The following is a 14,188-nucleotide window of genomic DNA, read 5'->3' as shown; positions in this document are numbered from 1 at the left end:
TACCCCACGGGTGACGAAAGAGTTAAAAACAGATTTTTAAAAATCGGAAAAATGCCAAGAACAGATTTCAATCAGCTTTTAGAGGCAGGCGTACACTTCGGACACCTCAAACGGAAGTGGAACCCCAAAATGGCCCCGTATATCTTCATGGAAAAAAACGGGATCCACATCATCGACCTGCATAAAACGGCGGTAAAACTCGACGAAGCCGCCGCCGCGCTCAAACAGATCGCCAAATCGGGCCGCAAAGTCCTTTTCGTCGCTACCAAAAAACAGGCTAAGGAGATCGTCTCCGAGAAAGTAGCCGGCGTAGCGATGCCTTACGTGACCGAACGCTGGCCGGGCGGCATGCTGACCAACTTCCCCACCATCCGCAAGGCGGTCAAGAAGATGGCTACCATCGACAAGCTCAGCAACGACGGCACGTTCGACAATTTCAGCAAACGCGAAAAGCTGCAAATCGCCCGTCAGCGCGCCAAACTCGAAAAGAACCTCGGCTCCATCGCCGACCTGACCCGTCTGCCGGCCGCCCTGTTCGTGATCGACGTACAGAAAGAGGCCAATGCCGTGAAAGAGGCCAAACGCCTGAACATTCCGGTATTCGCCATGGTTGATACTTGTTGTGACCCCACCAATATCGACTACGTGATCCCGGCGAACGACGACGCGACCAAATCGATCGCAGTCATCCTCGACACCGTTACCGCAGCTATCCAGGAAGGTCTGGCCGAACGCAAGGTAGAAAAAGAAAAAGAGGCGTCGGAAGCTCAGAAAGGTGCGACCGCCGCTAAAAAAGAGGCACGCCCGCGCACCCGCAAGGCCGCCGAAGGGGAGACCGCAGAAGCAGAAACCGAAGCGGAAGCTGCTCCCGAAAACGCCGCCGAATAACGACTTTCAGCCTAACGAATCGATAGCGCAAACGTGCCGGGAGTCCGTTGAAACATACTAAACTCACGGCACGTTACGTTTTTAAACAAATAACCTTACAGAAAGGAAAAACCCATGGAAATCAAAGCCGCAGACGTAGCCAAATTACGTAAAATGACCGGCGCAGGCATGATGGACTGCAAAAAAGCGCTCACCGAAGCCAACGGCGATTTCGACCGCGCACAGGACATCATCCGCGAAAAAGGTAAACTCGTCGCCAGCAAACGCGCCGACCGCGAAGCTACCGAAGGCGTGGTCGCCGCCCGCCTGACCGACGGCAACAAAAAAGGATACATGCTCTGCCTGGCTTGCGAAACCGACTTCGTGGCCAAGAACGAAGAGTTCATCAAAACCGTGAACGAAATGCTCGACATCGCCGTCGCAAACGATGTGGCCGACCTCGACGCGCTCAAAGCCCTCCAAGTAGGCAGCCAGACCGTAGAGGAGATGGTGACCGAAAAATCGGGTCAGACCGGCGAAAAGATCGAACTGGCCTACTATGCCAAGATCGAAGCTCCGCAGTGTGCCAGCTACGTTCACATGAACAACAAACTGGGTACGCTGGTAGGTTTCAACGCAGAAATCCCGGCCGAAACAGCCCACGACGTGGCCATGCAGGCCGCGGCCATGGCGCCGATCTCGATCAGCAAAGAGGACTGCCCGGCCGAAGTGCTCGAAAAGGAACGCGAAATCGGCCGCGAACAGGCACGCCTCGAAGGCAAACCGGAAGCGATGCTGGATAAGATCGCCGAAGGCAAGGTGAACAAATTCCTGAAGGAATCGACCCTGCTGAACCAGGCGCTGGTCAAGGATAACAAGCTGACCGTAGCGCAGTTCATCCACAACGCCAATCCGGAAGCGACCGTAGTAGCGTACAAACGCTTCTCGCTGAACGACTAATCCGAACGACGCCGACAGGCGCACGCGCGAAGCCTTTCTTTCCCTCCGCGGAAAGAAAGGCTTTTTTCGTTACCTTTGTTTCCCATTCATACCTGAAAATATGGCCGAAACGCTGATACTTCCCGCAACAGACGACCGCAAAGAACGCTACGCCGTATTACTACCCCAAGTGGAAGCGCTGGTCGGCAGCGAAAGCGACGCCATTGCGAATATGGCCAACGTGGCCGCCGTCCTGTGGCAGGCATTCGGTTTTTTCTGGACTGGATTTTACCGTGTCGTCGGCGATACACTGGTACTGGGACCGTTTCAGGGACCGTTGGCGTGCACGAGGATCGGATTCGGCAAAGGCGTCTGCGGTACGGCCTGGGCAGAACGGAAAAGCCAGCTGGTACCGGACGTGGAAGCCTTCCCCGGGCATATAGCCTGCAACTCTTCGGCGCGGTCGGAAATCGTCGTTCCCGTATTCGATACGGCCGGGAACGTCGCCGCGGTACTGGATATAGACAGCGACCGGCCGGACGACTTCACCGAAACCGACATCGCCTGTCTGGAAGAATGGATGCGGAAAATCGGCCGCCGGCTCCTGTAACGATGAAAAGAATTATCCCGATACTGGCCTTGTTGCTGGCCGGTTGCGGCCATACGCCGCAATCGGCGGAAGAGACCGTTTTCGTCTCTATCGCCCCGCTCAAATACATAGCGGAACAGATCGCCGACTCCGGTACGCGAATCGAAGTGCTGGTGCCCGAAACCACCTCGCCAGAAAGTTACGAACCGACGGTACAGCAGATCAAAGCCCTGGTCGAAGCCCGCGCCTATATTTCGACCGGACTGATCGATTTCGAACAGGCGCTGGCCGGCAAAATCCGAGAAATCGCGCCGGATACGAAAATGCTGGACCTCTCGGAAGGCATCGCCGTATTGGAAAACGGGAGCAGCCACGACCATTCCGGACACCGCCACGGGACCGATCCGCACATCTGGCTTTCGCCAGCGATCGTGAGCGATATGGGACACCGGATCGCCGATCTATGGACCGCCCTCCGACCGGATTCCGCCGCTTTATACCATCGGCGTGCCGACCGGTTCGCGGAACGCATCGACTCTTTGGACCGGTATATCCGCCGGTCGCTCTCCGGAGCAAAACGCACCGATTTCGCCATCGGCCATACCTCGCTCACCTATTTCGCCGCCGATTACGGCCTCGGCCAGATCGCCATCGAAGCCGACGGCAAAGAACCGAGCGTCAAAACGATGAAACGGCTTGTGGACTCCCTGCAACGTTCGGGAATCAAGGCGGTGTTGTTCCAGCGGCAGACAAGCGACGCCGCGGCACGGACCATCGCCCGCGAACTGCCCGGCGGACGGGCCGTGGAATTTGACCCGCTGGCCGAAAACTGGCTGGAAAACATGTACCGGCTGACGGACAGCCTGCAAGTAATCCTGAACGAATAACGATGGAACTGATCCGAATCCGGAACCTGGCCGTAGGCTACCCGGGCGAACCTCCGGTCGTAACCGGTATCGAACTGACCGTCCGCGACCGGGACTATATCGGCGTAATCGGACCGAACGGTGGAGGGAAAACCACTTTTATCCGCACGCTGACCGGAGCTTTGCCTCCGCTGGCGGGAAAAATCGAACCTGCGAGCGGGAACCTGCGACTGGGTTACCTGCCCCAAATCAAGAGCATCGACAAAACGTTTCCCCTGTCGGTTACGGATGTCGTCATGTCGGGCCTGCTCTCCGGCAAAGGACTTTTCGGAAGATACGGCCGCAACGAGCGGGAACGGGCGAAAAAGCTGCTGGACGAAATCGGCGTCGGACGACTGGCCGGGCGGGCCGTCGGGGAGCTGTCCGGCGGCGAATTGCAACGCGTGCTGCTCTGCCGGGCGCTGATCGCCGACCCGCAGCTGCTGATATTGGACGAACCGACCACTTTCGTGGACAATAAATTCGAAAAAGAACTCTACGAATTGCTGGCGGAACTGAACCGCCGGATGGCGATCGTCATGGTCTCCCACGATTTGGGAACCATCAGCCGGTATGTCAAAAGCATCGTCTGCATCAACCGCTGTTTCCATTACCACCCATCGAACATCATCAGCGCGGAACAGCTCCGGGAGTACGACTGCCCCATCCAACTGATTTCACACGGGCCGGTACCGCATACCGTACTGTCGCAGCACCAGGGCTGCGCCTGCTGCGACCGGCCGAAACAGGAGACCCGATAAAATGATCGAATTCATACAGGAGATATTCAGCTACCGTTTTCTGGGAAACGCGGCGCTCGCCGCCGTGCTGTCGGGCATCGCCTGCGGCATCGTCGGGACCTATATCGTTTCGAGGCGGTTGGTTTTCCTGAGCGGCGGGATCACGCACGCTTCGTTCGGAGGCATCGGCATCGCCTACTATCTGGGAGCCAGCCCGCTGCTCGGAGCATTGATATTCGCGGCCTGCTCCGCGGCCGGCATCGAAACGTTCAGCCGAAAAGGGAAAATCAGCGAAGACGCCGCCACCGGCGTGCTCTGGTCTTTGGGTATGTCCGTCGGAATTATCTTCATTTTCCTCACCCCGGGCTATGCCCCCAACCTGATGAGCTTCCTGTTCGGAAACGTCCTGTTGGTGGACAGCGCGAACCTGCTGTGGCTGGGCGTGCTGGATACGTTCCTGATCCTGCTTTTCGGTTGCTGCTACCGGGCCATCGTCTATACCGCTTTCGACCGTGAATTCGCGGCCTCGCAAAAATTGCCCGTAACCTGGATCGGACACCTGATGATGATGCTGATCGCCGTTACGATCGTTCTGAACATCAAAACCATGGGTATCGTCCTGCTGATGTCGCTGCTGACGATGCCGGTCGTAATCGCCGGAACGCTAACTCGGAATTACAAACGACAGACCGTATGGGCCTGTATCGGAGGCGCCGTGGCGACGCTCGCCGGCCTCTACGTCAGCTACGAGAGCAACATCCCTTCCGGCGCGGCGGCGGTAGCCGTGCTCGCCGTTGCTTACGGTCTCATCCGGGCCGCGCTCTGGATCGCAGAGAGACAAAGGAAAAAAGCGGCTATTTCACGCGGATAACCGTCAGTCCGTCCCGAAGCGGAACGATCACCTTTTCGACCCGCGGATCGTCGCGCACCATCCGGTTGAATGCCAGCACCCCCTGCGTCTGCCGGTCGTTGCGGGCGGCTTCGCCTTCGGCGACCTTGCCGCTCCACAGGACATTATCGGCCAATATGACGCTTCCCGGATGCACCAGACCGCCATCCATCAACATACGGTAATAGGCCGGATATTCCCGTTTGTCCGCATCGATGAAAACCAAATCGAATACCAGTCCCAGCCCCGGCACCACCTCCAACGCCGGTCCGATATGCTGTACGATGCGGTCGCGCAATCCCGCTTTGACGATGTATTCGGCCGCGAAATCCTGCAACTCGTCGTTCACCTCGACGGTATGCAGTACGGCATCGGAACGCTCCAGCCCACGGGCCATCGCAATGGCCGAATATCCCGTGAACGTCCCCAGTTCGAGCACATATTTCGGCCGGAGCATCGCCGTAAACATCTCCAGCATCCGTCCCTGCAAATGTCCCGAAAGCATGCGCGGCTGGATCACCCGCAAATGGGTCTGCCGGTCGAGTTCGGCGAGCACGGGGTCTTCCGCCGAAATATGATCGAGGATGTATCGCTCCAGGTCGGTAGCCATAAATTATTGATAGATCAATGAATATTGATTTTCTTCGGAGAAAATTTCACAGGCAGTCTCCTGCAATTCTTCAGCGGTAATGGCGCCGATCTTGGCCGCTATCTCCGCCGTACTGTCGAAAGCATTGTACACCAATACGCTTTTGGCGATTCCCAGCATCAGATTCTCCGTATTCTCGGACGAAATGGCCAACTGCCCGATAAACTGTTTCTTCGCCCGGGCCAACTGCAATGTCGTCAGCTTCGTTTCCCTCAATTTCCGCAACTCCGCCCGTACCAACTCGACCGAACGATCGAGCTTGTCCCTGTCGCATCCCAGGTAGATCGTATAGACTCCGCTGTCGCTATACGGGACATAGCCTGCCTCCACATTATAAGTCAGCGCATGTTTTTCCCGAAGCTGCATATTGAGCCGCGACACGGACGAAGGCCCTCCCAATATATGGATCAGAAAGGCCAGCAACACCCTCTTCTCGTCGTTCAGGTCATAGCCGTAACCTCCGATCAGACAGTGCGTCTGGTAAGTATTTTTATGCCGGCGTATCTCGAATTTCGGCTGCCGCTGCGGAGCGGTCCTCTTTTGCGGCACTCCCCCGGCCGGTACGGCGAGCTGCCCCAGATACTTTCCGCATACCTCCCGGAACCGCTGATGCGACATTTGCACCGAAGCCGAAAACACGACCTGCTCGGGCCGGTAATGTCCCTGCACATAGGCGACCAGCTGCTCGCGAACGGCTCGTTTCAGATTCCGCTTGCTGCCCAATATGTTCCGCCCCAGCGGCGAACCGGCGAATAACAACTCTTCGAATTCATCGAAAATCAGCTCCGCCGGAGAATCTTTGTACGAATTGATTTCATCGATAATCACTTCGCGCTCTTTGTCCAATTCGCGGGAATCGAAACGTGAATTGAACGCCATATCGGAAAGCAAATCAACCCCTTTCGAAAATTCGGAACGCAATAGCGTCGCATGGACGACCGTCTCCTCCTTCGTCGTGAAGGCATTGAGTTCTCCGCCCGAATTTTCCAACAGGCTGTTCACCTGCCAGGCCGACCTGCGGGCCGTCCCCTTGAACATCAGGTGCTCCACCAAATGGGCTACGCCGTGCTGGTCGGCGGCTTCGTCCCGCGTCCCGGCTCCTATGGTGAGGGCAATATGGGCCACCGAAGCGGCACGGCCTCCGCGGGGCCTCCGGTGTACGCACCGGATACCGTTCGGGAGGGTAAACAAGTCGAATTCAGTTTCTGCCATATGATCTTCAGCCGATGACCGCTTTCAGATAATGCGCCGTATAGCTGCCCGTCTTCACAGGAGCCGACGCCAACTGCCTCGGCGTACCGGCAAAAACGAGATTCCCGCCTCGCTCTCCTCCGTCCGGCCCCAGGTCGATGACCCAATCGGCGCACTTGACCACATCCATATTATGCTCGACCACGACAATGGTGTGCCCTTTCTGCATCAATGCTTCGAATGAACGCAGCAACTTCCTGATATCGTGGAAATGCAATCCCGTCGTCGGTTCGTCGAAAATAAACAGCAACGGCTGGGCGGAATTTTCTTTCAACAGGAACGACGCCAACTTCACTCGTTGGCTCTCGCCTCCCGAAAGCGTCGAAGAGGACTGTCCCAGTTTCACGTAACCCAGCCCCACGTCCTGCAACGTCTTGAGCTTCTCGATAATACGCAGGTTGATCTTATCCTCCCCGGCATATCGGCCGAAAAATTCGATCGCCTCGTCGATGCTCATCTCCAACACGTCGTAGATCGACTTGTCATGATATTTCACCTGCAGCACCTCGTCCTTGAAGCGTTTCCCGTTGCAAGCCTCGCAGACCAGCTCCACATCGGCCATGAACTGCATCTCGACGCGGATCACCCCCTCGCCCTTACACTCTTCGCACCGTCCTCCCGCTATATTGAACGAAAAACTCGATGAATCGAATTTATATTGTTTCGCAAGCTGCTGTTCCGCAAATAGTTTACGGATTTCATCGTAAGCCTTGATGTAGGTTACCGGATTCGACCGCAGCGAACGCCCGATCGGGTTCTGGTCGATCAGCTCCACCCCTTTGATCCGGGATATATCGCCTTCCATACCGTCGAAATCGCCCGGCCGGTCGCCCGTCTCGGTCAATTCGCGCCGCAAGGCCGGATACAGGATATTCTTCACCAACGACGACTTTCCGCTCCCGCTCACCCCGGTGATGCAGGTCATCACGCCCAGCGGAATCCGCACGTCGATGTTCTTCAGGTTATGCTCCCGCGCCCCTTTGATTTCGATATAGCTGCCCGTCTTCCGCACATGGGCCGGCATGCCGATCGCTTCGCGCCCCGTCATGTAACGGACGGTCATACTGCGGTTCTCCGGATCTTCGGCCGCCTTCTCCATTTCGGAGGAGGCGCCCTGGAACACCACTTCGCCCCCCTGGTATCCCGCCATCGGACCGATGTCGATCACCTCGTCGGCCGCCCGGATGATCTCCGCGTCGTGTTCCACCACGATGACCGTATTGCCCAGATCGCGCAACTGCCGGAGCACGCCGATCAGTCTGTCCGTATCCCGCGGATGCAGCCCGATGCTCGGTTCGTCCAGGATATAGAGCGATCCGACCAGGCTGCTGCCCAAAGAGGTAGCGAGGTTGATCCGCTGGCTCTCGCCCCCGGAAAGCGTGGAAGACAACCGGTCGAGATTGAGGTACGAAAGCCCCACATCTTCCAGATACTGCAACCGGTTTTTGATCTCCGTCAAAGCCCGTCCGCCCACCGAGGCATCGTGCGCGTCCAATTCCAACCGGTCGAAAAAAGCCTTCAGTTCGCTCACGGGCATCCGAACCAGTTCGGTAATCGCCCGTCCGCCGACCTTCACATAGGAAGCCTCCGGCCTGAGTCGCGCACCGCCGCAGTCCGGACAGGTTGTCTTGCCCGTATAGCGCGACAACATCACCCGGAACTGGATCTTGTACCGCTCCTTTTCCAGAAATTCGAAAAATTCATCCAGCCCGTGGAAATACTCGTTTCCCCGCCACAACAACCGGCGCTGTTCTTCGGTCAGCTCATGGAACGGTTTATGGATCGGAAAGCCGAACTTCGACGCGTTCATCACGAGCTGCTCTTTCCACCACTTCATCGTCTCTCCGCGCCAGCAGACCACCGCATCGTCATATACGGTCTTCGACTTGTCGGGAATGACCAGATCCTCGTCGATACCGACCACCCGCCCGTACCCTTCGCACCGGGGGCAAGCCCCCAACGGGTTGTTGAAGCTGAACATGTGCTCGAACGGACGCTGGAATACGATACCGTCCGCCTCGAACCTATTCGAGAATTCCTCTATATGAACTTTCTTACCGAACTCTTTATCATTCGATAACGAAATAACAGCACACCTTCCGTCTCCCAGATCGAACGCGGTCTGTACCGAGTCGAACAGACGGCTCAGCCACTCTTTGTCGTCCCGCGCGGCATCCGGCACCGAGAAGCGATCGACCAACACGGACAGCTCCTCCGGCTTATGGTTGTCTATTTCGGGCAGAATATCCTGCGTATAACGTATTTCACCCGATGCAAACACCAACCGTTCGAAACCGTCCTTCATCAGCAGGGTCAGCTTCTCGATCACGCCCTGATTTTCCTGCAAAGCGACCGGAGCCGCCAGCATGACCCGACTGCCGGCCTGCGATCCGGCGACATAATCGACCACGTCCTGCACCGTGTGCGCTTTCACCTCCCGACCGCTTACGGGCGAATAGGTTTTTCCGATCCGGGCGTACAGCAGCCGCAGATAATCGTAAATTTCGGTCGTCGTCCCCACTGTCGAACGCGGGTTGCGCGTATTGACTTTCTGTTCCACCGCAATGGCCGGGGCGATACCCGTAATGAAATCCACATCCGGTTTTTCGATCTTTCCCAGAAACTGTCGGGCATATGCCGACAGGCTCTCCACATACCTCCGCTGCCCCTCCGCGAATATCGTATCGAACGCCAGCGTGGATTTTCCCGACCCCGACAAGCCCGTCACCACGACCAGCTTGTTATGCGGAATCTTAATCTCTATATTTTTGAGATTATGTACCCTGGCGCCCTTGACATGAATATATTGTTCCATACGATCCATTCGATTGACTATATGCCAACGCTAAGACAGGCTCTTATCGTATGATTTCGATCTGTTCCTGCGTGGTGATCTTTTCGCAATACTTGCAGCGCAGGGCCAGCTCCCCGCCCCGCGTAAACACGTCGAAACGGGTCTTGACGTGCGGTTCGTGGTTGGTTACGCACATCGGATTGCCGCACTTGACGAACCCTTCGACATAGGTCGGTACCTCGATCTGACGTTTTTCCGCCACTTCGTAATCCCGAATGATACTGAGCCGCGCCGTCGGCGCCACCAGCGAAATATAGCTGATCTCCTCGTCGGCGCAATACTTGTCCGCGATCTTGATAATCGCTTTCGTTCCTATCCGTTTGCTTTTCAAGTTGGTACCGAACGTCACCTGATGCGTCGTCTGATCCAGATTCAGCAATTTGATGACCTTGAAAAGACTCGTCGGGGGAATATGGTCGATCACCGTTCCGTTTTCGATGGCACTGACCTCGAGAATGCCTTTCTTATGATTTTCCTCTTGTCCGGACATGACATTAAACACTTTAGATAATTTTTCCAATTATTTGACACCGAAAAGATAAGCCATGATCGCCATGCGCGTATAGACTCCGTTTTCCGTCTGCTGGAACCAATAGGCTTTCGGATTGTCGTCCACATCCGTGGCGATTTCGTTCACCCTCGGCAACGGATGCAGAATCTTCATATTCGGTTTCGTACTCGCCAGCATGTCGTTATGCAGGATATAGGCGTTCTTGACCCGTTCGTACTCCATAATATCCGAAAAACGCTCGCGCTGCACCCGGGTCATATAGATGATGTCGGCCATCTCCATCCGCTCCATCATGTCCGAAGTCTCGTAATACGAAATACCGCGTTCGTAGAGCTGCATCTTATACTCCGTCGGCATCTGCAATTCGGGCGGCGACACGAACGTGAATTCGGCCTTGAAATGCGACAGCGCCTCCAGGAGCGAATGCACTGTCCGGCCGTACTTCAGGTCGCCCACCATCATGATATTGATATTGTCCAAACGCCCCTGCGTCTTGAGGATCGAATAGAGGTCGAGCAGCGTCTGGCTGGGATGCTGGTTGGCTCCGTCGCCGGCATTGACCACCGGCACGCGGGACACCTCGCTGGCATAACGCGCAGCCCCTTCGACCGGATGCCGCATGACGATCATGTCGCAATAGTTCGAAATCACGCGGATGGTATCGTGCAGCGTCTCCCCTTTGGTCACGCTGGTATTGTTCATGTCCGAGAAGCCGATCACCCTCGCCCCCAACCGGTTGATGGCGCTCTCGAAGCTGAGCCGCGTCCGGGTGGAGGGTTCGAAAAAGAGCGACGCGACCACTTTTCCGTACAGGAGCCGCTGGTCGGGGTTGGCCTCGAAATCGGCCGCCAGTTCCATGATCCGGAGAATATCCTCCTTCGTGAAGTCATGGATCGACACCAAACTTTGTTTTTCTTTCATAATACGCGCTATGATAATGACACATTGACTCCCTCGATGTCTCCGATCCGCTCCGCGAGCGCAGCCGCATCCCGCAGCCGCACGGAGAGCCTCATCCGGCACGACAGATCGAAATCCTGCCCCAGCACCCTCGGCTCCATATCCTTCACCGCTTTCATGACCCGGTTCATCGCCGGATAGGGAAATTCGACCGTCATCTCCCGGTTCTCCGTCCGCTCCACCACCTCGGCCGAAGCCAGGGCATCCGCCGTCGCCTCTTTATAGGCGGCGATCAGACCCGGTACTCCCAGCTTGATCCCCCCGAAATACCGTACTACGACCACCAACAGGTTGGTCAGCTCCCGCGACAGCAACTGTCCCAGAATAGGCCGGCCGGCGGTTCCCGCCGGCTCCCCGTCGTCATTGGCCCGGAAACGCACCCCGCCGGCGGAAGCCTCGATCCCCAGACGCCACGCGTAACAATGGTGCCGGGCGTCGTAATATTTCGTTTTCAACGCCTCCACGATCGGTTTCACGTCGCTTTCGGAATAAATCGGATAAGCAAAGGCCAGAAAACGGCTGCCTTTGTCTTTGTAAAGCCCCTCGGCCGGGGCCGCGATGGTGAGATAGGTATCGCTGATCACGCTCCGCATCGGATAATCCGAACAAAAATAACCATTCGGCGGCGGATAACCAAAAAGGAGACGGAATAATCATCCGGCCGGACGATCTTTCCCTTTCCCGCCCAACCCGAGACCAAGTTTTCAGGCGACTATATACAACTTTACACAAATTTCCCGATAATCCCGTTTCGGCTCCGCGCCGGACGGCATGAGGCAGTACAAATCCGGGCAAAAGACCCGGAGGGCCGCCCGGCGCGAGCCGCGAAAGTATCGACGAAAACCGTCGGGTATATCGAAGTATGTAATCGAAAAATAATAATCACCCATTTTTATAGTAAATCCCATAAATAATAATCCTTACATTTACCGTACAAACATTTCGCAAGCCCGAAATCATTGCCATAACCCTGAAAAAATCAGTTAAAACCATAACCAACGGTCCGGGGAAAGAACGGTATTGTTCCCAGCACATGACGTACCGCACGTATTGTCAGGGCAGAAACGACAAGGCATGTTACCATACCGGACATTAATCTCCCCCGAACATAAGCACCGATTCACACCCAATGACGCACATGAGACGGATTTACCCCCTATTACTGGTTTCGACACTGCTTTGCGCGTGCGGCCGCTCCGGAAACGATACGACCGCAAGCCGATACGAGATACCGACCAAAGTCTATTCATTGTCCCGATCGGCGCTGGAGGGTGCAGATCCCTCTTGGGAAGTCTCAGGTAATTACCTGATCCTCTCCGGCGAACCCGACAACAGACGCCTCTCCTCCATCGAAAAGATGCTGATTACGGGAGATAAAATGATCCTCAGGGACAAGGCGACCATCAACATCTACGACAAACAAGGCCGTTACCTCTCCTCCGTCAGCTATCAGGGCAAAGCGAATAACGAATATATGGACCTCGGCGACATTTCCTTTCGCCGGGGAGAGGTGTACATTCTCGACGGAAGTTACGGGAAACTGCTCCGATACGATTCGTGCGGCCGCTTGCTCTCCGCCCGCACATTGCCGCTGAACGACCTGAACGGCATGGCCGTACTGGATTCCGGATATATTTTTTACCGCCCCTTGTACAGCTCTGACGACGACCTTCCCGAATATCGATATGCCTTAACTTACACGGACACTTCCCTGAATATCCTGCACCAGGAAATCCGTTACACGGAAAACTCCCCCGACATCTACAACGGATCGCCATTCATCGAAAACAACGAACGCCTTTTCTTCCACCAATTCCTGACCGACAGATATTCGTCGATCGACCGCAATACCGGCGCAGTCCGGACATACGGCATCGATTTCGGGACGGACAGCATATCCGTCGAAGACCTCAAAGAACCTCAGAACATCTTCGCGGAAAAAAGCAACAAACGCTACCTGACGACGACGCCCTTTTTCCACCGGAACTATCTGATCGTAACAACCGCGCAGAACAGGACCCCGGCTACATATTGCATCGATACGGCATCGGGAACAATTCACGACATCAGCCGGATCGTCGGAAACAACCCGGCCTGCGTCGGTTTCGATACCGAAGCCTTATATTTCCCCTGCGAATCCGAATCGGCCGTTCCCGACTCCGTAAAACAGGCTTACGAAAGCGGACGCTGTGTTTTGCTGGAAATACAGCTTCCCCAAACGGAAATGCAGAAACAAACGAAGCCATAAATAAACTCCCGATCGCCAGCCGGGTCGTTATTCCCCGACAACCATACATATAAGCGCCGGCGGCAGGCAACGACAGGCTCGATTCATACTTCCCGTCCGGTTCGGACAGTCCGGATAACCGGACGATATTTGGTTTTCCGGAAATAATGATTACCTTTGTTCGTGATCAGACGAATGGATTCCCGATACCCGCTGGGTTTCGGGGGTCTGTCTTTTTATTGCATAAGAAAAGAGAGCATATTATGGCAAAAGTGAATTACATAACGGAAGCAGGTTTGCGGAAGTTACGCAGCGAATTGGACGCGCTCAAGGCCGAACGTCCGGTCATCTCGGCCCAGATCGCAGAGGCCCGCGACAAGGGCGACCTGTCGGAAAACGCGGAGTACGATGCCGCCAAAGAAGCACAGGGTATGCTGGAGATGCGTATCGCCAAGCTGGAAGCCACCATCGCCGGAGCACGCATCATCGACGAATCGAAATTGGGCACGGACAGCATCCAGATGCTGAACCGCGTGACGATAAAAAACATGAACCTGGGCAAGACGGTGGAATACACCATCGTTTCCGAAAACGAAGCGAACCTGAAAGAGGGCAAGCTCTCCATCGGGACTCCAATCGCCCAGGCGCTGATCGGCAAAAAACGCGGCGACGTCGTCGAAGTGCAGGTGCCTTCGGGTATCCTCAAATTAGAAGTATTGGATATTTCTATTTGACAATCATATATCCTGATATACCTACGCCCGGCCGATGTTTTTCGGCTTTCGCCCCGGTGTCGGGCGGCTTCCG

At 55.8% G+C, this 14,188-nt stretch carries 14 protein-coding genes; 8 read left to right on the top strand and 6 right to left on the bottom strand.

The genetic code is table 11. The annotated features are described in order from the left end of the window. Nucleotides 1-51: 51 nt before the first annotated feature. The 6 genes from rpsB (at nucleotide 52) to RIKMI_RS0111465 (ending at nucleotide 4,911) form a co-directional block, all read left to right on the top strand. Nucleotides 52-888, top strand: coding sequence for a 30S ribosomal protein S2 (rpsB, locus tag RIKMI_RS0111490; RefSeq protein ID WP_027291733.1), 837 nt, complete (start codon nucleotides 52-54; stop codon nucleotides 886-888). 114 nt (nucleotides 889-1,002) lie between these two features. Next, complete coding sequence (gene tsf, locus RIKMI_RS0111485) at nucleotides 1,003-1,827, top strand: translation elongation factor Ts (protein WP_027291732.1); 825 nt, start codon at nucleotides 1,003-1,005, stop codon at nucleotides 1,825-1,827. A gap of 100 nt (nucleotides 1,828-1,927) precedes the next feature. After that, on the top strand, nucleotides 1,928-2,416 hold the full coding sequence (locus RIKMI_RS0111480; RefSeq protein WP_027291731.1) for a GAF domain-containing protein: 489 nt from the start codon (nucleotides 1,928-1,930) through the stop codon (nucleotides 2,414-2,416). 2 nt (nucleotides 2,417-2,418) lie between these two features. Next, nucleotides 2,419-3,282: a metal ABC transporter solute-binding protein, Zn/Mn family gene (locus RIKMI_RS0111475; RefSeq protein ID WP_051214525.1), complete on the top strand. Its 864-nt coding sequence runs from the start codon at nucleotides 2,419-2,421 to the stop codon at nucleotides 3,280-3,282. A 2-nt stretch (nucleotides 3,283-3,284) separates the two neighbouring features. Further along, entirely contained in the window at nucleotides 3,285-4,061 is a 777-nt protein-coding gene (locus RIKMI_RS0111470; RefSeq protein WP_027291729.1) for a metal ABC transporter ATP-binding protein, read from the top strand. A gap of 1 nt (nucleotide 4,062) precedes the next feature. After that, complete coding sequence (locus RIKMI_RS0111465; protein WP_037291943.1) at nucleotides 4,063-4,911, top strand: metal ABC transporter permease; 849 nt, start codon at nucleotides 4,063-4,065, stop codon at nucleotides 4,909-4,911. Here RIKMI_RS0111465 and RIKMI_RS0111460 read toward each other — a convergent pair. From RIKMI_RS0111460 to RIKMI_RS0111435, 6 genes are read right to left on the bottom strand one after another with little or no spacing between them, the layout of a single operon-like run. Beyond that, entirely contained in the window at nucleotides 4,895-5,539 is a 645-nt protein-coding gene (locus RIKMI_RS0111460) for an O-methyltransferase (RefSeq protein WP_027291727.1), read from the bottom strand. The genes RIKMI_RS0111465 and RIKMI_RS0111460 overlap by 17 nt on opposite strands. A 3-nt stretch (nucleotides 5,540-5,542) precedes the next feature. Continuing rightward, a complete protein-coding gene (locus RIKMI_RS0111455) occupies nucleotides 5,543-6,790 on the bottom strand; it encodes a M16 family metallopeptidase (protein ID WP_027291726.1) in 1,248 nt (415 codons plus the stop codon). Between the two features lie 7 nt (nucleotides 6,791-6,797). After that, nucleotides 6,798-9,653, bottom strand: coding sequence for an excinuclease ABC subunit UvrA (uvrA, locus tag RIKMI_RS0111450; RefSeq protein ID WP_027291725.1), 2,856 nt, complete (start codon nucleotides 9,651-9,653; stop codon nucleotides 6,798-6,800). 34 nt (nucleotides 9,654-9,687) lie between these two features. Continuing rightward, nucleotides 9,688-10,173 (bottom strand): aspartate carbamoyltransferase regulatory subunit, encoded by a 486-nt coding sequence (locus RIKMI_RS0111445; RefSeq protein ID WP_037291941.1) that lies wholly within the window; start codon nucleotides 10,171-10,173, stop codon nucleotides 9,688-9,690. A 30-nt stretch (nucleotides 10,174-10,203) separates the two neighbouring features. Beyond that, nucleotides 10,204-11,115 (bottom strand): aspartate carbamoyltransferase, encoded by a 912-nt coding sequence (gene pyrB, locus RIKMI_RS0111440; protein WP_027291723.1) that lies wholly within the window; start codon nucleotides 11,113-11,115, stop codon nucleotides 10,204-10,206. Between the two features lie 8 nt (nucleotides 11,116-11,123). Beyond that, nucleotides 11,124-11,747, bottom strand: coding sequence for an IMPACT family protein (locus tag RIKMI_RS0111435; RefSeq protein ID WP_037291939.1), 624 nt, complete (start codon nucleotides 11,745-11,747; stop codon nucleotides 11,124-11,126). Between the two features lie 545 nt (nucleotides 11,748-12,292). Here RIKMI_RS0111435 and RIKMI_RS0111430 point away from each other — a divergent pair. Further along, the gene (locus RIKMI_RS0111430) at nucleotides 12,293-13,402 is read left to right on the top strand and encodes a 6-bladed beta-propeller (protein WP_169715524.1); all 1,110 of its coding nucleotides are present in this window, start codon (nucleotides 12,293-12,295) and stop codon (nucleotides 13,400-13,402) included. A 242-nt stretch (nucleotides 13,403-13,644) separates the two neighbouring features. Next, nucleotides 13,645-14,115 carry a transcription elongation factor GreA gene (gene greA / locus RIKMI_RS0111425; protein ID WP_027291720.1) on the top strand — a complete coding sequence of 157 codons (471 nt, stop codon included), beginning with the start codon at nucleotides 13,645-13,647 and terminating at the stop codon, nucleotides 14,113-14,115. The last annotated feature ends 73 nt before the right edge of the window (nucleotides 14,116-14,188 follow it).

Source organism: Rikenella microfusus DSM 15922 (assembly GCF_000427365.1).
GTDB lineage: Bacteria > Bacteroidota > Bacteroidia > Bacteroidales > Rikenellaceae > Rikenella > Rikenella microfusus.
The sequence above is the reverse complement of the archived record's forward strand: the minus strand, read 5'-3'. Positions and strand labels throughout refer to the sequence as shown.